This is a genomic window from Haloprofundus marisrubri, assembly GCF_001469955.1.
In the GTDB taxonomy this organism is placed as follows: domain Archaea; phylum Halobacteriota; class Halobacteria; order Halobacteriales; family Haloferacaceae; genus Haloprofundus; species Haloprofundus marisrubri.
In genome coordinates this window covers 331,335-349,989 of sequence record NZ_LOPU01000016.1, presented here as the reverse complement: position 1 = coordinate 349,989, position 18,655 = coordinate 331,335, and the positions used below count along the sequence as shown (strand labels likewise).

The window sequence follows — 18,655 nt, the reverse complement described above, 5'->3', positions numbered from 1 at the left end:
ATGAGTACCGAAGACCCCAAAGACATGAGTGCGGACGAGAACCGACCGGGACCGGGCGAGACCGCCCCTGCCGACTCGCTGCCGGGCGTGCCGAACGTCGTCGACCCGCGACCGAGTACACCGCTGACCGAGGATTTCGTCACCGGCACCGCCAACGACCCCGAAGTGGGAAGCGTCGGCACGGAGATGACAACCGTCACCGTCGACGGCGAGCCAGTCGCGTTGCCGCCCGGTTCGACGATTATCGACGCTATCGAGACGATAGAAACCGAGAGCAACGTTCCGGCGCTCTGTTACTACGACCGCGGCACCGAACAGTCGGAGAACATCGGCCCGCGTTCGGAGTGTCGGACCTGCATGGTCGACACCGACGAACACGGCGTCGTCCCTGCCTGTTCGTTCCCTGCCGAGGACGGCCTGACCGTCCACACCGACGCGACCGAGGCCGAGGAAGCCCGAGACGTGAACCTCGACCTCGTGCTGTCGAATCACAACCTCCGGTGTACGACCTGCGGGCAGAACGGCCGCTGTGAGTTGCAGGACGCCTCCATCGAAAACGGCGTCCAAGAACCCCGTTACGGCGTCTTCGAGGAGCGAGACGAGTACGAACCGCTCGACGACACGTCGTCGGTCATCCAAATCGACCGCAACAAGTGCATTCTGTGTAACCGCTGCGTCGAAGCCTGCAACGACGTGCAGGTCGAAGGCGTCCTCCGCATCGAAGGCCAAGGCCCCGACACCCGCATCGGCTTCCAGAAACCCGAGGCGGAGACGATGGGCGAGTCGACCTGCGTCTCCTGTGGGCACTGCGCAACGGTCTGTCCGACCGGCTCTTTGGTCGAGAAGGGACTCGTCGACGCGACGACCCTCCCGTTCCCCGGGTTCACGCAGAAGAACTCCATCGGCAAAGTCATCGAACACGAGGGCGTGGAGACGGCCGACACGTCGCCGTCGCCGAACCGTCGCGTTCCCGGCGAGTACGAGGAGCTAACTGGTGAACAGGTCGAAGGGCAATCCGGCGTCGCCCGGTTCATGGCGAAAGCCAAGCAGGGCGCGCAGTCGATGGCGAGTCGCGTCGCCGACGAGTCGCTCGAACAGTTCGAACACGTCGCGGAGGCGACGGCGGCGAACTCGCTCGAAATCGGTCAGTTGTTCGACGTTGCCAAAGTCGTCAGCACCGGGCGGATGAAGCGCGTCACCAAAGCCGAGACGACCTGTCAGTACTGCGCCGTCGGCTGTCGATTCGAACTCTATGGAAAAGACGGCGAAGTGCTCGGCGTCCGTCCCACCGACCCGGAGGCGACGCCCGCAAACGACTTCTCGACCTGCGTGAAGGGGAAGTTCGGTTACGAGTTCGTCAACAGTCCGAACCGCCTCGAAACGCCGCTCATCAAGGAAGACGGCGAGTTCCGCGAGGCGTCGTGGGACGAAGCGCTCGATTTGGTCGTCGACCGACTCTCCGAGATTCAAGACGAACACGGCGACGATTCGGTCGCCGTCACGTCGTCGTCGAAGGCGACCAACGAGGAGAACTTCCTGAATCAGAAGTTCGCCCGGCAGGTGCTGAACACGCCGCACGTCGACAACTGCGCGCGCCTCTGTCACTCCTCGACCGTCGCCGGGTTGAAGCAGACGCTCGGCTTCGGCGCCATGAGCAACAGAATCAACGAGGACATCGGCGAGACCGACTGCTATCTCATCACCGGGTCGAACACCACCGAAAGTCATCCCGTGCTGGCGACGCGAATCAAGCAAAACGTCGACGAGGGTGCGGACCTGTTCGTCTTCGAGCCACGGAAAATCGGCCTCGCCGAACACGCGACGCAGTACACCCGGACGAAACCCGGCGAGGACATCGCGTGGCTCAACGGGATGGTTCGCCACATCATCGAAGAGGACCTCCACGACGAGTCGTTCATCGAAGAGCGCACGAAAGGCTTCGAGGAACTGAAGGAGAAAGTCGAACCGTTCACGCCCCAAAAGGTCGAGGAACTCGCGGGCGTCTCCGAAGAAGACCTCACGAACGCCGCAGAGACCATCGCCAAAGCCGACTCCTGTATCTTCGGGTGGGCGATGGGGATGACCCAGCACGCCCACGGCACCCGGAACGTTCTCGCCATCACGAACTTGGCGCTCGTCACGGGCAACCTCGGGAAACCGCGCGCCGGCGTCTCGCCGTTCCGCGGGCAGAACAACGTCCAAGGCGGCGGCGGCGACATGGGTCCCGCCCCGCACAACCTGCCGGGCTATCAGGACCCCACCGACGAGGACGTGCTCGAAAAGTTCGAGAGCGAGTGGGGCGTCCGCCCGCCGGACAGGGTCGGCCTCCGCCTCCCGGAACAGTACGAAGCCATGGACGACGGGAACATCCGTGGGATGTACATCATGGGCGAGAACCCGGTGCTGTCGGAGCCGGACATCCGCGACGCGGAACACGCTATCGAGAAACTCGACTTCCTCGTCGTCCAAGACATCTTCCTCACGGAGACGGCGCAGTTCGCCGACGTAGTGTTGCCGGCGGCGTCGGCCGCCGAGAAGTACGGGACGTTCACGAACACCGAGCGTCGCATCCAGATGGTTCGCCCTGCCGTCTCGTCACCGGGCGAGGCGCGGACGGACATGGACATTCTCACCGATGTGGCCGGGCGGTTTGGCTACGAGTGGGAGTACGACGGTCCCGCCGACGTGATGGACGAAATCAGCCGACTCGTCCCCATCTACGGGGGAGTCAACTACGACCGCCTCGAATCGACGCCCGAGGGCCTGCAGTGGCCCGTCTGGGACGACGACCACTCCGGAACCCCCTACCTCTACGACGAGGAGTTCAACTTCGACGACGGACTCGCGCGGTTCGTGCCGGCCGATTACGCCGGTCCCGTCGAGATGCCCGACGAGCAGTACCCGTTGATGCTCACCTCGGGTCGGGTGCTGTATCACTGGCACACGGGCACGATGACGCGCCGCGTCGAGGCGCTGATGCACCACGTCCCCGAGAGTTTCGTCACCATCCATCACAAGATGGCCGAGGACCTCGGTGTCGAAGACGGCGAGTACGTCCGCGTCGAATCCCGCCGCGGCGACATCGTCGTGAAGGCGAACGTCGAAGACACCGCCGACCCCGGTGTCGTCTTCATCCCGATGCACTTCGCACAGGGTGCAATCAACGAACTCACCCAGCACGAACTCGACCCGACGTCGTACATTCCCGAGTACAAGGTGACGAGCGTCCGCATCGCGCCACTCGGCCCGGACCCCGACGTCGACCCGTTACCGCTCGAACAACCCGATTTCAGCGTCGAGGCCGACGAAGACCCCGAGCGCGCGGGCGCTGACGACTAAGCGGGAAAGCCGAGCGCCGCGAGGTCAACGTGGTCGGCGACGAGGGCGGCGGCGCGGTCGTACGGTGACCGCCGGTCGTGGTCGTCGTCGTCGACCGTTTCCGGCCGCGTCCGCCTCGCGGATGCGAACACCGAAGTCACGAACGCTTCTTTGGCGCTCTCGTTCTCGAAGAGGCCGTGGAGGTACGTCCCGAGCACGTTTTGCGACGCTACGCCGAGCGCCGCCGACGCGTCGCCGTTGCGCGAGAACGGTGTCTCGATGCTGGCCGCGTCCGCATCGCCAGCGAGGTGCGTCTCCCCGGCGTGAATCTCGTATCCGGATACGTCACCGTCAGCGCCGTCGAGCGGTCCCGTTCCCCGAAGCGAGAGCGTCGACTGTTCGACGCGCTTGTCGGTCGAGAACACGGTTTCGACCGGGAGCAACCCGAACCCCTCGATTTCGTCGGAGGCATCGACGGCGGCGCTTTCGACACCTGTGTTCGTGATTCGCTCGCCGAGCATCTGATAGCCGCCGCAGAGACCGACGACCGGCCCGTCGAACGTCGATAGCGCGTCATCGAATCCTGTCTTTTGCAGCGCCAGCAGGTCGTCGACGGTGTTTTTCGTCCCCGGGAGAACCACTGCATCCGCATGCGAGAGGTCGTCGGTGAGCGGGACGTACGCGACGCGGACGCCGGGTTCGCCGGCGAGCGGTTCGAGGTCAGTGACGTTCGAGGCGCGTGGGAGACGCGGGACGGCGATGGTGACACAGGAGTCGGAAGCGACACCGTCGTCGTCGCCGATGACGGCTCGGTCGCCTTCGGCGGGCAGCGAGACGCTGTCCTCCTCGGGCAATCCGGGGTCGTCGTACGGGAGAACGCCGAGAATCGGAACGCCGGTGCGCTCCTCGAACGCGTCGAGGCCGGGGTCGAGAAGCGACACGTCGCCACGGAACTTCGTGATGACCGCGCCGACGACACGGTCCCGTAGGTCGGTGGGGACGAGTTCGAGCGTTCCGACGAGACTGGCGAAGACGCCGCCGCGTTCGATGTCGGCGACCAGAAGAACGTCGGCGTCAGCAAATCTGGTGGTCTCGACGTTCGCCAAATCCCGATGATGGAGGTTGATTTCGGCGATTGAGCCTGCGCCTTCGGCGACGACCACCTCGCGGTCGGCCGCGAGTCGCGCGTGGGCCGCTTCGGCGGCGTCGCGGGCGCGGTTCCAGTGTTCGTCGTAGTAGTTCCCGGCGGCAAAGTGGCCGACTGCGACGCCGTCGACGACGAGTTGTGACTCGCCGTCACCGCGAGGTTTCAACAGAACGGGGTTGTGGTCGGTCGTCGGCGCGACACGGGCGGCGCGCGCTTGGACGAACTGCGAGACGCCGACTTCGCCGAACGCCTCGCTTCCGTCGAGTGCGGGCGAGCGGGGGACGGCGCGGGCGTTGTTGCTCATGTTCTGCGCTTTGAACGGCGCGACGGAGACGCCTCGGTCAGAGAGGTGACGACAGAGACCGGCGGCGACGGTGCTCTTGCCGACGTGGCTGGCGGTGCCGGCGACGAGGAGCGTCCGGGCGGTGTCGACGGTGCCGGAGGTGTCCGAGGAGCCGGAGGTGTCGGCGATATCGCTGGAGTCGTTGGAATCTGACACGTCAGTACTCGGTGCCGCGTCGCGCGCGCTGGCCGGCGTCGATAGGGTGTTTCTCTTTTTTCACCTGCGTCACGAGGTCGGCGTCGTCGTACAGATAGTCGGGTTTCGTGTGGCTGCCCGCCAGCACGAGTTCGAGGTTCTTGGGTTTGGAATCGACGAGTCCGAGTACGTCTTCTTCGTCGAGCAGTCCTTGGTCGACGGCGTACAGCACCTCGTCGAGGATGAGCATATGAACGCCATCTTCGGGCGGGCCGTCGAGTGCGAGCGGCGAGTCGAGGTCCGCGTCGGCCGCGGCGGCGACGAGTTCTCTCGCGCGTTCGAGTCCACCCTGTGCTTTCGCGCGGTGGTCGTCGTCGTCGCTGCCGTCTCTGAGGCCGTGCCAGCCGTAGTGGCCGGTGTTCTCGTAGCTGAATCCGGGCATCGCGGCGACGGCGTTGTACTCGCCGCGGACGGCGTCGACGCTGTCCGCGCCGCCTTTCATGAACTGGAGCATGTGGACGCGGAAGCCGTGGCCCGCGGCGCGAAAGCCCATGCCCATCGCGGCCGTCGTCTTGCCTTTGCCGTCGCCCCACCACACCTGTACGAGGCCGAACTCGTCGGGGGCGTCGGGTTCGATATCGTGGGCTTCGGGGGTGATGCCGCGACCGGGGGTGTTCGTACGTAGTTCGTCTTTCGAGGGAGTGTCGTCGGTCATGAGTCGTTTTCTCTCTTGCCGTCGGTCTGTTCGAGATACAACGCCGCGCTCCACGAGAAGCGGTCGCTTCCGCGACCCTCGCCCGTCTCGGGGTTGAAGTACTCGCAAAAGCCCTCGCGTTCGACGAGGCGGCGGCTGTCTCGGTCGATTCGGTCGGCGAGGTCGGTCGCGCCGTAGCGGCGAAGGCCGTCGGCGACGAGCCAGTTCGTGTTTATCCACACCGGCCCGCGCCAGTAGCGGTCGGGGTCGAACGCCTCGCCGACGTAGGAGGAGACGGCGAACTCCCGAGAGAGAAACTCGTCGCGGAGCGTCCGGCGGAGTTTTTCGAACTGCTCGTTCGTCGGAATCTCGCCGAACAGACTGGCGAGACCCGCGACGGAGTTCGCGTCGAGTTGCCGGTCGCCGACGCGGTCGTAGGAGACGAACGTTTCTAGGTCGGAGTTCCACAGACGCTCACGAATCGTCTCGCGCGACCGCTCGGCCTGCTCGCGCCACGTCGTCGCCGCCGCGTCGTCGCCGCGGGCGGCCGCGAGCGCCGCGAGGTCGTCGCAGGCGCGGACGAAGATGGCGTTCGTTAGCGCGTCCTCGACGAGAAACGGACACGACTGCCGGAGTTCGAGTTCGTTCCACTCTGCGGCACGGGCCTCGCGGACGAGCGAGACGTAACGGTCGTAGTCCCAGTCGGTCGGCCGCTGGTCGGCGAGTTCGTCGGATTTGCGGTCCTCGCGTTCGTACTCGACGTCGCCGGGGTCGAACGCTGCGAGCGGGTTGGTCCACGCCGGCGAGTCGTCCATCCCGGTCTCCCACGGGTGGCGAACGTAGACGGTCGAGTTATCGAACGACCGCTCGCGGACCCACCACTCCAAGTGGCGTTCGAGCGCGGGATACACCCGGTCGAGAAACGCGTCGTCGCCGGTCGCCTCGTAGACGTGGCGGGCCGCGGGGACGACCATCGGGGGTTGGGTGATGCCGCTGGTCTCCGTCCCATCTATCTCGACGCCCCACTCCTCGGGACCGGGGAAGTAGCCCTCGGCGTCGGTGTGGAAGACGATATGTGGCAACAGGCCGTTCTCCCACGTCGCCGCACAGAGCGATTCTAGCTCTTTTTTCGCCGCATCCGGTTCGACGTCCACGAGACCGAGAGCGATGAACGCCGAATCCCAGTTCCACTGAAAGGGGTACAGCGTCGCCGACGGGATGGTGTAGCCGTCGGCGCGGTTCGACCGGAGCACGTCGAGCGCTTCCTCGCGGCGCTCTACGGTGTCGGCGCGACTGTCGTTCGAGCTTTCGTCGCGTTGGTCGTGCATGTCAGTGCTGGGCACGCGAACCGCCGTGACCGTTTCGGGTCCAGTCTTTCTTTGTCACCGCATCGACGAATCGGTCGAACGCTCCGCTCTCGGGGTGAACGTGCGCGTAGGTACCGAGCGTCCGGTATTCAGTGAGGCCGTCGTGGTCGCCGTCGATACCCTTCCCGCGAACCACGTCGAACGCGTAGCGAGCGTCGGCCGCCGGGTCGGCGTCGGAGTAGTGGAACTCGTGGCCGCGGAGCGTCTGGCCCTCGGGACAGATAGGCGTCTCGTCTTTCCCTCTGAGTTCGACGTGGTCGAGCGCCTGATAGCGCTCGCGCATCGTCACGTCCGCGGGCAGGATGCCCGCCATCTCGTGAGTGTCGCCGTCAACAGTCGTCAACGACTCCGAGAGCGCCATCAGGCCGCCGCACTCGCCGAAAGTCGGCAGGCCCTCGGCGGCCCGGTCGGCGAGCGTCGCCAGCGCCGGACCCTCCGAGAGTTCGGCGGCGTACAGTTCGGGGTAGCCGCCGGGGAGGTAAACGCCGTCGCAGTCGGGCAAGTCGTCGCCTGCGGTCGGTGCGAACGTGACTACGTCGGCGCGCTCGCGGAGGCGTTCGCGGGTCGCCGTGTAGACGAACCGGAAGGCGTCGTCGCGGGCGACGGCGATGGTCGGTCGGTCGTCGGCGTCGGTAATCGAACTGGACGCCTCACCCTCCGTTTCGACCGATGCAAACCAGTCCGGTTGCCGGGCCGCGTCGAGAAGCGCCTCAACGCGAATTCCGTCGGCCGCTGCGTCGAGCGCTTTCGCGGAGAGCGGTGATTCGTCGCCCATCTCTAGCCCGAGATGTCGCTCGGGAATTTCGAGGTCCTCGCGCGGCGGAATCCGGCCGAAGTACGTCAGGTCGTCGGACAGCGCGTCGCGGATGCCCGCTTCGTGTTTTCCTCCGTGCGCGCGCGAGGCAATGACTCCCGCAACGTCGATATCGACCCCGGCGCGTGCGGCGTATTTGCGGAATCCGAGCGCCGTCGCGGCGACGCTCTCCATTCCGGCGCTGGCGTCGACGACGAGAACGACCGGGAGGTCGAGCAACTCCGCGACGGTCGCCGTGCTCGTGTCGCCGTCGTACAGGCCCATCATCCCTTCGACGACACAGATATCTCCACTACCGCGGGCGTAGTTGCGGCGCATCCCCGACTCGCCTTCGAGCCACGGGTCGAGCGTTCTGGAGGCACGCCACGTCGCCGCCTCGTGGTGACTCGGGTCGATGAAATCCGGCCCGGCTTTCGCCGGTTGGACGACTCGTCCGGTTCGCTGCAACGCCCGACAGACGGCCAACGTTGCAACTGTCTTGCCGACGCCGGAGGCGACCCCGGCGATGACGACTCCGTTCATATTCTACTACAGTGGTTTTACTGCAACTGTATTTGAGTTGTTCGGTGGCGGGTCGTTTGGACGAGAGTGCTGCCGTGGGAGCGACGTTCGAGAGAGACTACTCGAACCTCACTCCGAGAGTCAACACCGGCTTCGACTGGAATCCGCACCCATACGACGAAGCGGTCCCGAACGTTATGTCGTCTCCCCGTGAACTCCATCTCGTGCAACTGAACGGACAGACGGCACTGGTCACCGGTGCAGCATCGGGAATCGGGGAAGCGACCGCAGAACGACTCGCCGCCGCCGGCGCACACGTCGTCGTCACCGACGTGGATACGACCGGCGGCGAGGAGACGGTCGACCGAATCGAGGCCGACGACGGAGACGCGACGTTCCACGAACTCGACGTCCGCGACCGGGAGGCGTTCATCTCGGTCGTTCAGGCCGTCGACGAGGAACACGGTCTCGACGTACTCGTCAACAACGCGGGCGTCGGTCACAGCCCGAAACCCGTCGAGGACCTCCCCCCGGCCGAGCGCGACTTCGTCTTCGACGTGAACATTTCGGGAGTCTGGAACGGCTGTGCGGCCGCGCTCCCGGCGATGAAAGCCCGCGGGTCCGGCGCTATCGTCAACGTCGCCTCGCTGGCGGGCGTCATCGGGTCGCCGAACCTCGGCGCGTACTCGCTGTCGAAAGGCGCGGTCGTCAACTTCACTCGTACTGTCGCCGTCGAGGCGGGTCCCGCCGGCGTCCGCGCGAACGCGGTCTGTCCGGGATTCGTCGAGGGCGGCCTCGGCGAGCAGTTCTTCGACTCCTTCGACGACCCCGAGGCGGCGCGCGAACGCTCGCGCCGGGGTTACGCGCTCCGGCGTCTCGGCGAACTCGACGAAATCGCCGACGCGATTGCCTTCCTCGCCAGCGACGAAGCCTCCTTTATCACCGGCGAGTCGCTGATGGTCGACGGCGGCTTCTCGATTCAGTAACGGAATCGAGCAACCGAATATCGTAACTCGGAGAGCAGTAAAACGCATCCGGGAAACCTAAACAGGTTTCGTTTACCGACGGTCGGCAGAAAGCGCTTTCACGATGCTCGCCGACTTTCCGACACCGATGTCAAGCGAATCAGAGTCCCCGACGGACCAACTGAGCGACGTCCGAGAGCGACACCAGCAGGCGGCCCAAGAACTTCTCCCCGAACACACCGACCTGTACATCGGTGGCGAGTTCGTCGCCGCCGACAGCGGCGAGACGTTCGACACCGTCGACCCGACGACGGGTGACGTACTCGCCTCCGTCGCGCGCGGCGACGCGGCGGACGTCGACGCCGCCGTCGACGCGGCGTGGACCGCCTTCGACGAGACGTGGTCGAACTACTCGGCCGGCCGTCGCCAGCGCGTTCTGACCGATATCGCCGACACTATCGAAGACCACGTCGACGAACTCGCGCGCTTGGAGAGTCTGGACAACGGCAAGCCGGTCTCCGAGGCGAAAATCGACGTCCGTGGCGCGGCCGAACAGTTCCGCTACTTCGCCGGCCTCGTCCGCGAAAACCCCGGCGAGACGATGAACGCCGGGTCGCGCTACGGCCAAGTCATCAAGGAACCGTACGGCGTCGTCGGACAGGTCATCCCGTGGAACTTCCCGCTGCTCATGGCGTCGTGGAAACTCGCGCCCGCGCTCGCCGGCGGCAACTGCTCGGTGCTGAAACCCGCCGAGGAGACGCCGCTTTCTGCACTTCGTTTCGCCGAACTCGTCGACGACATCGTCCCCGACGGCGTCGTCAACATCGTTCCCGGCTACGGCGAGGAAGCGGGCACGGCGGTGACCGGCCACCCCGACGTCCGGAAAGTGGCGTTCACCGGGTCGACGGCGGTCGGAAAACAGGTGATGAAGAGCGCCGCCGACACCGTCACCGACGTGACGCTCGAACTCGGCGGCAAGAGTCCCATCGTCGTCTTCCCCGACGTGAGCGTCGGCAAAGCGGTTGCGCTCGTCAAATCCGCTATCTTCTACAACACCGGCGAGTGCTGTGAGGCTGGCTCCCGATTGTTCGTCCACGAGGACGTCGCCGACGACGTTTTAGATGGGTTGGTGGCCGCCATCGACGACATGACCATCGGCGACCCGCTGCGCGAGGAGACGGACCTCGGCCCCAAGGTGTCGGCCGAACAGGTCGACCGGACGCTCGACTACCTCGAAAAAGCGCGCGACGACGGCGGACAGTTCCTCGCCGGCGGTGACCGCCCCGACGACGAAGCGCTCTCGGCGGGTTGCTACGTCGAACCGACGCTCATCGAAGGACTGGACCACGACAGCGACGCGGTGCAAGAGGAAATCTTCGGGCCGGTTCTCAGCGTGTTCCGCTGGGACGACTACGACGAGATGATTCGCCTCGCCAACGACGTGGAGTACGGACTCGCGGGCGGGGTCATCACCGACGACATCACGCAGGCGAACACCACCGCCCGCGACATCGAGGCGGGCTACATCTGGATAAACAGCTACCACGACCTCGTCCCCGGCCTCCCGTTCGGCGGCTACAAGCAGTCGGGTATCGGCCGTGAACTTGGCTCGGAGACACTCGACCACTACCAACAGACGAAAACCATCAACCTCTCGCTGCGTTGAGTCGGTCGGTTCCTGCCACGGTCTGACTCTCTCGACAACGGGGAGCAGCTGAGGACGGTTAGCAAGACGCCCGGGTCGGCGGTGGTTTATCGACCACTGCGAATCCCGTACGGGTCTCCTCGGAGTCCTATTCTGTCTTTTTTGCCACCACCAGCCCGTGTTCGCAAAGATATCGTGTCGACAGTGGTTGTGAGTCGGTGAGTGCTGTCCGAATGTATATGAATATTCACATTCATGTTACTGTTAGCATGGAACAGTATTCACAGCGGGCGCGTTCGCTCCAACAGCGTCTCGGACGAGTCAACCACCAACCGGTCGACGTGGAGTCGTGGACCAACAAGCGAATCACCGTGAACTACCGCGTCCCACTGGAGCAACTCGAAGAACTCCTGCCGGGGGCCATCGCACCCGAAGAGATTCGTGACACCGGGATGGGGATGCTCAGCATGTGTGCCTGTGACTTTTCGGTGACGAAGTTCGGCCCCATCCCACTGCCGGAGGTCCACACGAACGAGATGCTCTGTCGCATCAGCGTCACCATCCCGAAGAACGGCGAGCGACGCCGGGCGTACTACACGCTGCGCTCGGACACCTCGTCACGTCTCTTAGGACTGTGCGGCGGCTACTTCTCGCACTTCCGGAAGGCGACGTCGTCGTTCGCCCGCGTCGACGACGGGAAGACGTACGAACTTCGCTGTCGCGCCGCAGACCCGCTCTGCAACGCAGAACTCACCGCGTCACTGGACGCTGTCAGCGACGACCCGCCGGAGACGACGGCGTTCGCGGACGTCGAGGAAGCGACCGATTTCGTGCTCGAACTCGACGGCAGTTGCGGGTACAACTTCCAGAAAGGCAAACTCTCGTTTCAGGACATCGACTACCCCGACTGGGACGTCTCCTTCTGTCACGAGTTCGACCTCGACTCCGCGCTCCTCGACTACCTCGTCGAGGCGTTCGACCTCGACGCGACGTTCGACTGCGCGCTCTATATGGCCGACGTCGACCAGACGTGGAAACGGGCGTGGATGTACGACCCCCAGCAGTCGGGTGCCGGCGTGCCGGAGCGAAACCCAAGGCAGACACCCGCAGACGACTGAACCCAAGCGGCATCCGGGAGAACCGAAGACGGCACTGCTGGAAAACGAGGCGAGGGCGTCCGGAGTCGTCCGCTCACGCGTCGGCCGCGTCGTCTCCCTGTGATTTCCAGAAGAACGTCGCGGCGACGACGGCCGAAAACCCCCAGACGAGCGTCTGTGCGGGTTTGCCTTCGATGACGAACAGACCCGCAATGGCGACGGCGAGGAAGAACCAGAGAACGTAGAGAAGCGGCGTGACGTTCATGTGTCACTCGCTGGTGAGCCATCCCGGACCAAATCGGTTTCGTTGAGGCCGGAGGACGCACCGCTGGTCGCGTGAGCGTTTATCTCGATGTTGCGCGTAGAGAGTTCGATGAAAGCTGTTGTTCACTTGACTGGAGAGGGCGAGGCGGACAGGGACTTCGCCATCAGGTGTGCGTCCGCTCTGCGACGCAACGAGGAGTTGGCGCTCGACGAGATAACGCTCCTCGCACACCGCGACGGAGTTCGTCTGGTTACCCCGGACGCTCCGGAGAGAAGCCGAGTCGCGGAGCTAATCGAGACGGGAGTCAGCGTCAAAGCCGGGTCGACGTGTCTCGATGCACGGAACCTGCCGAGAGACGTCCTCCCGGGAGTCGAACTAGTGCCCAGCGGGGTGAGCGAACTCGTCAGACTCCAGTCGGAAGGGTACGAGTACGTCAAAATCCCGTGACGCCCGGAGAGACCGCGTCGAACCTCACTCCGGCGTCGATACGTCCGCTCGCTCGTCAGTGACGACACCGTATGGCGCGTCGTCGACGCTCGTCGGCATCTCCTCGTCGGCGTAGCGCGACTGCAACGATGCGAGGACAGCGTCTCGTACGCAGGCCCGCGCCGCCGCGCCGACGTCGGTCGAACTCCCCGAAAACCGTGTTCGTTCGCCTGCCGGGTCACAGCCGACGACGACAGCGTCGCTCGTCGTTCCGGGCACGTTGACAGACGAGAGTAGTGTCGCCGCCTTCGCCTCCGCGACGACAGTGAGTAGATTCGCCAGCGCACCGGGGTCGAGCGCCCGCGTCGTCCCGACCAGCAGGTTCACCGTGCCCGTTCGGGGCGGGGTCTCGTCGGCGGCGACAGTCCCGGGTTTCGGGTCGGACTCCACGACGTCTCCGTCGACTTCGACCGGCAGCGCCGCCGGATTCGACACACCCGCCGTCGCCACGACGTCGACGGGACCGAGTCGCGCCCGCCGGGCGTGGCGCATGTGGACGCCCGTCAGCAGCGTCGGTCCTTCGTCCTCGAACCCCACGGCGTCGCGTCGCTCGCGGGCGAACGCCGCGAGGTCAGTTCGGGAGAACCCGTCGGGAACGGTGACGTTGTACGCGGCCGGTCCGCGTGACTCGCCGCCGTCGAACCCCGAAGAGAGCCACCGCGTTCCCGGCCGCGAGAAGCGAAGCACGCCGTCTCGGACCGTCGTCTCGAAACCGGGCCTACACATCCGCCAGCGCGTCGAGGAGTCGGTCGTTCTCGTGTTCGCGTTTGACCGCGACGCGGACGTGCGAGTCGAGGCCGCGGAACGTGGTCGCGTCGCGGATGGCGATGCCCTCTGCGCGGGCGGCGTCGACCACGTCCGAGACGTCCCGTCGCCCGACGTCGAGGAGGAGATACGGCGCGTCGGACGGGTAGACGTCGAACTGCCGTGAGAGCGACATCCGCATCCGTTTTCGTTCTCGGTCGACTCGCTTTTTGGTCTTCTCGACGAACTCGGTCTGTTCGAGACAGTGTGTGCCGACCTCTGCGGCGGGCGTTCCGAGTGACCACGCCATCCGTGCGGTGTCGAGTCGCTCTCTGAGGTCGCCGGTCGCCGCCGCGAACCCGACACGAAGTCCCGGCAGGCCGTACATCTTCGTCAACGAGCGGGCGACGACGACGCCCGGTTCGCCGGCCAGACTCGGCAGTTCGGTGAAGTCGAGAAACGCTTCGTCGACGAGAAGCACCGTGTCCGTCTCCCGGCAGCGGGCGGCGAACTCGCGGAGTCGGTCGGGGTCTGCGGCCTCGCCGGTCGGGTTGTTCGGCGTACAGACGACGACGACGGCGTAGTCGATGGGGTCGGCGTCGAGCAGTTCGTCGTGGTGGAGATGTCGGGGGTCGCCGCCCTGCAGACGTACCTCGCGGGCGTACTCGCCGAAACTCGGCGCGGGAATCAACACCCGGTCGTCGGGTCGGACGGTCACCGAGAGCGCGAGTCGAATCGCCGCGAGGCCGCCCGGCGTCGGAATCACCGACCGTGGTTCACAGTCGACGGTCTCGGCCGCCGCGGTGCGGAACTCACAGTAGTCGGAGGGGTAGCGCCGAGCGACCGACAGCGCCGCGTCGTAGACGCCGACGACACCCGGCGGCCGCTCCGGATTCGTGTTCGCACTGAAATCCAGCACGGTTGGGTCGTCGACACCGCCGTGGGGCACCTGTTCGACGGATTCGACGGCCTCAGGGTCCATATGTAACACCCGCAGCGTCTACAACCTTAGTTGTTGTTTCCCCAACGTGTTCCAACTCGCCCGCGCGGTCGGCGAGCAGGAGCGCCCCACCCATTCCTGCCCCTTCCTTTCCTTCGCCCGCCGCGTACTGCGCCAGTGCGTCGTCGCGCTGGCCGAATCCGGGGTCGGTGACGGCGAGTTCGACATCCAGTGAGTTCGAGGCCTCTGCCAACACGGGCACGTCGTCGGCGAGATAGCTCGTCGTCGCCAGCGTCAGCGGGCCCGCGATACCTTCGTGGCGGACGAGTGCGGCGGCGGTGAGCATCTGCGTGCCGCCACCGAGAATCACGTCTTTGTCGTCGTCGAGCGCGCCCGCGACGAGTCCGGCGACGACGGCCAACACGGGGTCGCCCATCGCCCGCACCGCCAACAGCGGTTCGTAGGCGAACTCGCCGACATCGATACCGCTTGCGTCGAGTCCGTCGGCGACCACAGACTGCTTGAGCGCCATCGGGTTTTCGGGGAACGACGATGAGACAGCCCACTCCTCGCCGAGCGCGCGGAGCGTCCCGAGCGCCGTAGTCGTCCCGCCGGGGATGGTCTCGCCGACGACGAGTTCGTCGTCGGGCAGTTTCTGACCTAACTGGCGAGCGGCGAGAAACGAACCGGGAGCGGTCGGAACGGGGTCGGTCTCACGGATGTCGCGGCCGCGTTTCGCACCGACGCTCACCGTCGGCGCACCCGTCGGCACCGAGAGGCCGGCGTCGACGGCGAGGAAATCGAGGTCCAAACGTTCCCGAACCGCCCGCGTCACGGCCGCCGGCGTGGGACAACCGGTCGGACTCACGGGGAGTTCGGGCGCGCGGACGAGCGACCCGTACTCGACGAGTTCGAGGTCGGCGCTCGGGGTGTGTGCAAGGAGGTCCGAATCCGCACCGGCGGCGCTGATGCCGTCGATTTTCGCGGTGTCGGTCGCACCCGCGACGAGTATCAGTCGCACAGCGCCTCCGCGAGAGCGATGTCCGGCGGGCGATTCACGTTCACGGCGAGTCGGGCGTCGTAGCTCACGTGTACGTACTCATCTCCGGCGGCGACCACGTTTAGCCCCGTCGGAGCGAGATTCCGACCGCCCGAGTCGAACGTCGTGTCCACACTCGCCCCGAGTCGGTGTTTCAGCGCCGCTGGCACGCAGACCGTGACCGAGCGAGCGTCGCTGTCGGGTGTCGAGCGAGCGTCGCTGTCGAGCGCCGTGTCTTCGTCACCGACCGCGACGGCGACGACCTCGTCGACGTGTGCCGCCGCTACCAGCGGGAGGTCGGCAGCGACGGAGACCACCGGCTTCCCGACACTGTCGAGCGCGTATCCGAGGTCTTCGACGTAGCCGTCACCGGGTGCGTCGAGAATCTCCAAATCGGCGTCGTCGCCTGCGACTTCAGCGAGATGCTCGTGTGTCTTTGGTGCGTGCGGGGAGACGACGGCGTGAACGGTCTCGACACGACTCGCCGACAGCGCCGCGAGCACTCGGTCGACCATCGGTGTTCTCGCTATCTCGACCAACGGTTTCTCCGCCTCGCCGCCGAGTCGCGTCCCGCGGCCGCCGCACATCAGAAGAGCGTCCACGCGACCACCCCCGCGTGGAGGCCGACGACGCGCCCGAGTTCGTTCGTCGCACCGAGCGCATCGCCCGAGACACCGCCGAGCGCCGCCTGTGACCATCGGCGGACGAGCAACGCGACGGCCGGCCCCGAGAAGAGCGCGCAAACGAGCGCGGGCGTCGCCGACGGCGGCGCAGCGAGAAGCGCCGGGAGGAGGGCAACGGAGACCGGCAGGAGTCCGGAAACGTCGTTCTCGGCGACGACGGCCGAACCCAGCCCCTCGTGAGCGGGCGTGCCGAGACACGCCAACAGCGCCATTCCTGCTTTCGCGCCGACTTCCGCGGCGACGACGATACGGAGGGCAACGATAGGATTCGCAGTGGCCGTGACGAGGCCGAACGCGCCGAGTGCGAGCGCAACGACCGAGAGCACGAGTACGAGCGCACCGCCGACGCCCGTCTGGGAGTCTTTCAGGACATCGAGGCGGCGTTCGGCGTCGCCGTGGACTACCGCCGCGTCGCCGATATCGGCGAGTCCGTCGGCGTGGGTGATGCCCGTCACGAGATACAACGTAGCGAGATACAGTGCGGCGACAGTGCCGGGTTGGGGGACTGCGTAGAGTAGGGTGAAGGGAAGCGCCGCCAGTGCACCGACGAGGTAGCCAACCAGTGGGAACACGACCGGCGTCGTTCGGAACGCGTCCCACTCACGTTCGCCGCCGCCGACCGGCAAGCGTGTGAGAAACGCGAGACCGCCGCGAAGCGCGCTCAGAACCACGCTGCGGCCCCCGAGAGCAGGTCGAGTATCGAGAACCGAGAGGCGAGAAGCGTCGACGCGAACGCGAGACCCCACGCAAATGCGCCGGCGACGGCGACGATGCGGATTCCGTGGGTGGCGTCCGCTGGAGTCGGGAGAGCGACGTTTCGGTTTAGCACGTACACGTCCGGTTTGTCCAGACGGACGTCGAGAACCGCCGCGAGCGTCGCCATCGGCCACCCGGAGTTCGGCGACGGCGGGTTCTGTGACCACTCGCGTGCGCGCGCGAGAGACCCGAGGTCCCCCGAGGCGACGGCGACGAGAACGGCGCTAACTCGCGCCGGCAGCCACATCACGACGTCGTCGAGGCGCGCCGGTGCCCAGCCGACCGGCTTGTCGCGGTAGCCGAGCATCGAATCGAGCGTGTTGACGGCTTTGACCCACGCTGCCGCCGCCGCCGCGACCGGAAGCGACAGCGGGGCGAGAACGGTAAAGGCCAGAAGCGGCGCGACCAGTCCGTCCGCGAGGTTCTCGGCCGCGCTCTCGACGGCGGCGCTCCGCAGTTCGCCCGACGAGAGGTCGGTCGGGTCGCGCCCCGCGAGCGCCCGAAGGTTCTGCTTTGCGGCGTCGGGGTCGGTGTCGCTGTCGTCGACGACGCTCCGTGCGGCGTCCAGAAGCATCCGGAGACTCGTCGTCGAAAAGAGGACGAACCCGGTGGCGAGAAGCATCGCGGTGTGACCGACCAACGCGGCGAGTCCGACGAGAAGCGCCGCCGCTCCGGCGGCGACGAGCGGGAGCGTGAACGCCGCGACAGCACCCAAGAGACGGGGACGTGACCACTGCTGGTCGACCCGCGAGACGAGTCGGCCGAGCAGTGCAACCGGGTGAACTCGCGCCGGCGGCTCGCGGAACAGCCAGTCGAGTGCGGCCGCGAGCGCGATGGCTCCGCTCGCGGCCGGAATCATCATTCGGCCTCCGTGTCGGGGTCGGCGTGTTCCGTGCAGTTGGTGTCGTCGGTGTCGTCAGTGGGACCGCCGGAGCAGTCACCCGTGCGCCCCGACTGGAATCGCGCGGCCACCGCAGAGAGCGGGGTGTCGCTCACGTCGACGAACTCGCCGCCGAGAGCCTCGATGCCGCCGTCGGTTCGAGCGTCGTCACCGACGTGGACGAGGTCGGCGGGGGCGACGCCGAGCGCGGAAGCGACCGTCTCGAACGCCCGTGCGTCGGGTTTGCGCCACCCGCAGGCGACGCTCGTCACCGTCGCGTCGAAGGCGTCGTTGGGTATCTCGGAGCGGATGAGCGTCCGACGTGCGAGTTCGGGAACGCTACAGTTCGAAAGCAGTCCCACCGGACCGCGGTCGGCCGCCGCTTCGACGGCCGCCACCGCGTCCGCTCGCGTCCGTATCTCGGGGTCGAACGCGTTGACGACGGCGCGACGGGCGGCGTTGTTCGGCGCGTCGACGTCACGACTTCCGAGCGCGGCGCTGACGTGCGCTGGGAGCGGAACCTCCGCGCCCTCGGGTGCGTCGATGTGGACCTCCAGGTACGCGTCGTCCCAGTCGTCGGGGACGGCGACGCCGAGCGTGTCGAGTTCGGCGGCGACGGCGGCCGCGGGGTCGTCGGGATAGGCGGCCTCGACGAGCGTCCCGAAGAGGTCGAAGGTAACTGCCACTGCAGGGTGATTGGGGAAATCGAACTTGAAGATACTGATGCGGAGAGTTCGGTTGCCGAGCGAACCGAGCGCGACGACGCACCAGACGACGGCCACGAACCCGAGACAAAGCCGAGAAGCGGACTACTCCACCCCAGAGATAGACCCCAA

At 66.2% G+C, this 18,655-nt stretch carries 17 protein-coding genes; 5 read left to right on the top strand and 12 right to left on the bottom strand.

What is annotated here, in order from left to right:
- Positions 1–3,339: a formate dehydrogenase subunit alpha gene (gene fdhF, locus AUR64_RS04795; protein WP_082230578.1), complete on the top strand. Its 3,339-nt coding sequence runs from the start codon at positions 1–3 to the stop codon at positions 3,337–3,339.
- Here the strand turns inward: fdhF and AUR64_RS04790 are convergent.
- The 4 genes from AUR64_RS04790 to AUR64_RS04775 are packed head-to-tail and all read right to left on the bottom strand — an operon-like array spanning position 3,336 to position 8,340.
- A complete protein-coding gene (locus AUR64_RS04790; protein ID WP_058580867.1) occupies positions 3,336–4,937 on the bottom strand; it encodes a cobyric acid synthase in 1,602 nt (533 codons plus the stop codon). The two genes, fdhF and AUR64_RS04790, sit on opposite strands and share 4 nt — an antisense overlap.
- 28 nt (positions 4,938–4,965) lie before the next feature.
- The gene (locus tag AUR64_RS04785; RefSeq protein ID WP_058580785.1) at positions 4,966–5,658 is read right to left on the bottom strand and encodes a cob(I)yrinic acid a,c-diamide adenosyltransferase; all 693 of its coding nucleotides are present in this window, start codon (positions 5,656–5,658) and stop codon (positions 4,966–4,968) included.
- A complete protein-coding gene (locus AUR64_RS04780) occupies positions 5,655–6,965 on the bottom strand; it encodes an amylo-alpha-1,6-glucosidase (RefSeq protein ID WP_058580784.1) in 1,311 nt (436 codons plus the stop codon). Before AUR64_RS04780 ends, AUR64_RS04785 begins: the two co-directional genes overlap by 4 nt.
- A 1-nt stretch (position 6,966) precedes the next feature.
- Positions 6,967–8,340: a cobyrinic acid a,c-diamide synthase gene (locus tag AUR64_RS04775; protein WP_058580783.1), complete on the bottom strand. Its 1,374-nt coding sequence runs from the start codon at positions 8,338–8,340 to the stop codon at positions 6,967–6,969.
- 203 nt (positions 8,341–8,543) lie between these two features.
- On the opposite strand from AUR64_RS04775, the gene AUR64_RS04770 reads away from it, so the two are divergent.
- From AUR64_RS04770 to AUR64_RS04760, 3 genes are all read left to right on the top strand, one after another.
- Positions 8,544–9,305: an SDR family NAD(P)-dependent oxidoreductase gene (locus tag AUR64_RS04770; protein ID WP_058580866.1), complete on the top strand. Its 762-nt coding sequence runs from the start codon at positions 8,544–8,546 to the stop codon at positions 9,303–9,305.
- A 127-nt stretch (positions 9,306–9,432) separates the two neighbouring features.
- Positions 9,433–10,950 carry an aldehyde dehydrogenase family protein gene (locus AUR64_RS04765; protein WP_058580865.1) on the top strand — a complete coding sequence of 506 codons (1,518 nt, stop codon included), beginning with the start codon at positions 9,433–9,435 and terminating at the stop codon, positions 10,948–10,950.
- A gap of 248 nt (positions 10,951–11,198) precedes the next feature.
- The gene (locus AUR64_RS04760; RefSeq protein WP_058580782.1) at positions 11,199–12,047 is read left to right on the top strand and encodes a DUF2071 domain-containing protein; all 849 of its coding nucleotides are present in this window, start codon (positions 11,199–11,201) and stop codon (positions 12,045–12,047) included.
- Between the two features lie 73 nt (positions 12,048–12,120).
- Here the strand turns inward: AUR64_RS04760 and AUR64_RS20410 are convergent, their stop codons facing one another.
- Complete coding sequence (locus AUR64_RS20410; RefSeq protein WP_155120522.1) at positions 12,121–12,291, bottom strand: hypothetical protein; 171 nt, start codon at positions 12,289–12,291, stop codon at positions 12,121–12,123.
- A gap of 108 nt (positions 12,292–12,399) precedes the next feature.
- On the opposite strand from AUR64_RS20410, the gene AUR64_RS04755 reads away from it, so the two are divergent.
- Complete coding sequence (locus AUR64_RS04755; protein WP_058580781.1) at positions 12,400–12,738, top strand: DsrE family protein; 339 nt, start codon at positions 12,400–12,402, stop codon at positions 12,736–12,738.
- A gap of 24 nt (positions 12,739–12,762) precedes the next feature.
- On the opposite strand, the gene AUR64_RS04750 is transcribed toward AUR64_RS04755, so the two are convergent.
- Genes AUR64_RS04750 through AUR64_RS04720 form a run of 7 tightly spaced genes read right to left on the bottom strand, consistent with a single transcriptional unit; the run spans position 12,763 to position 18,505 of the window.
- Entirely contained in the window at positions 12,763–13,503 is a 741-nt protein-coding gene (locus AUR64_RS04750; protein WP_058580780.1) for an adenosylcobinamide amidohydrolase, read from the bottom strand.
- Positions 13,496–14,503 (bottom strand): threonine-phosphate decarboxylase CobD, encoded by a 1,008-nt coding sequence (cobD, locus tag AUR64_RS04745; RefSeq protein ID WP_058580779.1) that lies wholly within the window; start codon positions 14,501–14,503, stop codon positions 13,496–13,498. Before cobD ends, AUR64_RS04750 begins: the two co-directional genes overlap by 8 nt.
- Positions 14,493–15,482 (bottom strand): nicotinate-nucleotide--dimethylbenzimidazole phosphoribosyltransferase, encoded by a 990-nt coding sequence (locus AUR64_RS04740; protein ID WP_058580778.1) that lies wholly within the window; start codon positions 15,480–15,482, stop codon positions 14,493–14,495. The genes cobD and AUR64_RS04740 overlap by 11 nt, the downstream gene beginning before the upstream one ends.
- Positions 15,473–16,087 (bottom strand): NTP transferase domain-containing protein, encoded by a 615-nt coding sequence (locus AUR64_RS04735; RefSeq protein WP_058580864.1) that lies wholly within the window; start codon positions 16,085–16,087, stop codon positions 15,473–15,475. Before AUR64_RS04735 ends, AUR64_RS04740 begins: the two co-directional genes overlap by 10 nt.
- Positions 16,087–16,854, bottom strand: coding sequence for an adenosylcobinamide-GDP ribazoletransferase (gene cobS / locus AUR64_RS04730; RefSeq protein ID WP_058580777.1), 768 nt, complete (start codon positions 16,852–16,854; stop codon positions 16,087–16,089). Before cobS ends, AUR64_RS04735 begins: the two co-directional genes overlap by 1 nt.
- The gene (gene cbiB, locus AUR64_RS04725) at positions 16,845–17,798 is read right to left on the bottom strand and encodes an adenosylcobinamide-phosphate synthase CbiB (RefSeq protein WP_058580776.1); all 954 of its coding nucleotides are present in this window, start codon (positions 17,796–17,798) and stop codon (positions 16,845–16,847) included. The genes cobS and cbiB overlap by 10 nt, the downstream gene beginning before the upstream one ends.
- A complete protein-coding gene (locus tag AUR64_RS04720) occupies positions 17,798–18,505 on the bottom strand; it encodes an HAD family hydrolase (RefSeq protein WP_240479578.1) in 708 nt (235 codons plus the stop codon). The genes cbiB and AUR64_RS04720 overlap by 1 nt, the downstream gene beginning before the upstream one ends.
- Positions 18,506–18,655: the final 150 nt, after the last annotated feature.

Bases quoted from the DNA above. Each gene is read 5' to 3' on its own strand.
- AUR64_RS04750 (WP_058580780.1), bottom strand. From the start codon at position 13,503: ATGTGTAGGCCCGGTTTCGAGACGACGGTCCGAGACGGCGTGCTTCGC.
- AUR64_RS04780 (WP_058580784.1), bottom strand. From the start codon at position 6,965: ATGCACGACCAACGCGACGAAAGCTCGAACGACAGTCGCGCCGACACC.
- AUR64_RS04755 (WP_058580781.1), top strand. From the start codon at position 12,400: ATGAAAGCTGTTGTTCACTTGACTGGAGAGGGCGAGGCGGACAGGGAC.
- AUR64_RS20410 (WP_155120522.1), bottom strand. From the start codon at position 12,291: ATGAACGTCACGCCGCTTCTCTACGTTCTCTGGTTCTTCCTCGCCGTC.
- AUR64_RS04775 (WP_058580783.1), bottom strand. From the start codon at position 8,340: ATGAACGGAGTCGTCATCGCCGGGGTCGCCTCCGGCGTCGGCAAGACA.
- cbiB (WP_058580776.1), bottom strand. From the start codon at position 17,798: ATGATTCCGGCCGCGAGCGGAGCCATCGCGCTCGCGGCCGCACTCGAC.
- AUR64_RS04760 (WP_058580782.1), top strand. From the start codon at position 11,199: ATGGAACAGTATTCACAGCGGGCGCGTTCGCTCCAACAGCGTCTCGGA.
- AUR64_RS04765 (WP_058580865.1), top strand. From the start codon at position 9,433: ATGTCAAGCGAATCAGAGTCCCCGACGGACCAACTGAGCGACGTCCGA.
- fdhF (WP_082230578.1), top strand. From the start codon at position 1: ATGAGTACCGAAGACCCCAAAGACATGAGTGCGGACGAGAACCGACCG.
- AUR64_RS04785 (WP_058580785.1), bottom strand. From the start codon at position 5,658: ATGACCGACGACACTCCCTCGAAAGACGAACTACGTACGAACACCCCC.
- AUR64_RS04735 (WP_058580864.1), bottom strand. From the start codon at position 16,087: ATGTGCGGCGGCCGCGGGACGCGACTCGGCGGCGAGGCGGAGAAACCG.
- cobD (WP_058580779.1), bottom strand. From the start codon at position 14,503: ATGGACCCTGAGGCCGTCGAATCCGTCGAACAGGTGCCCCACGGCGGT.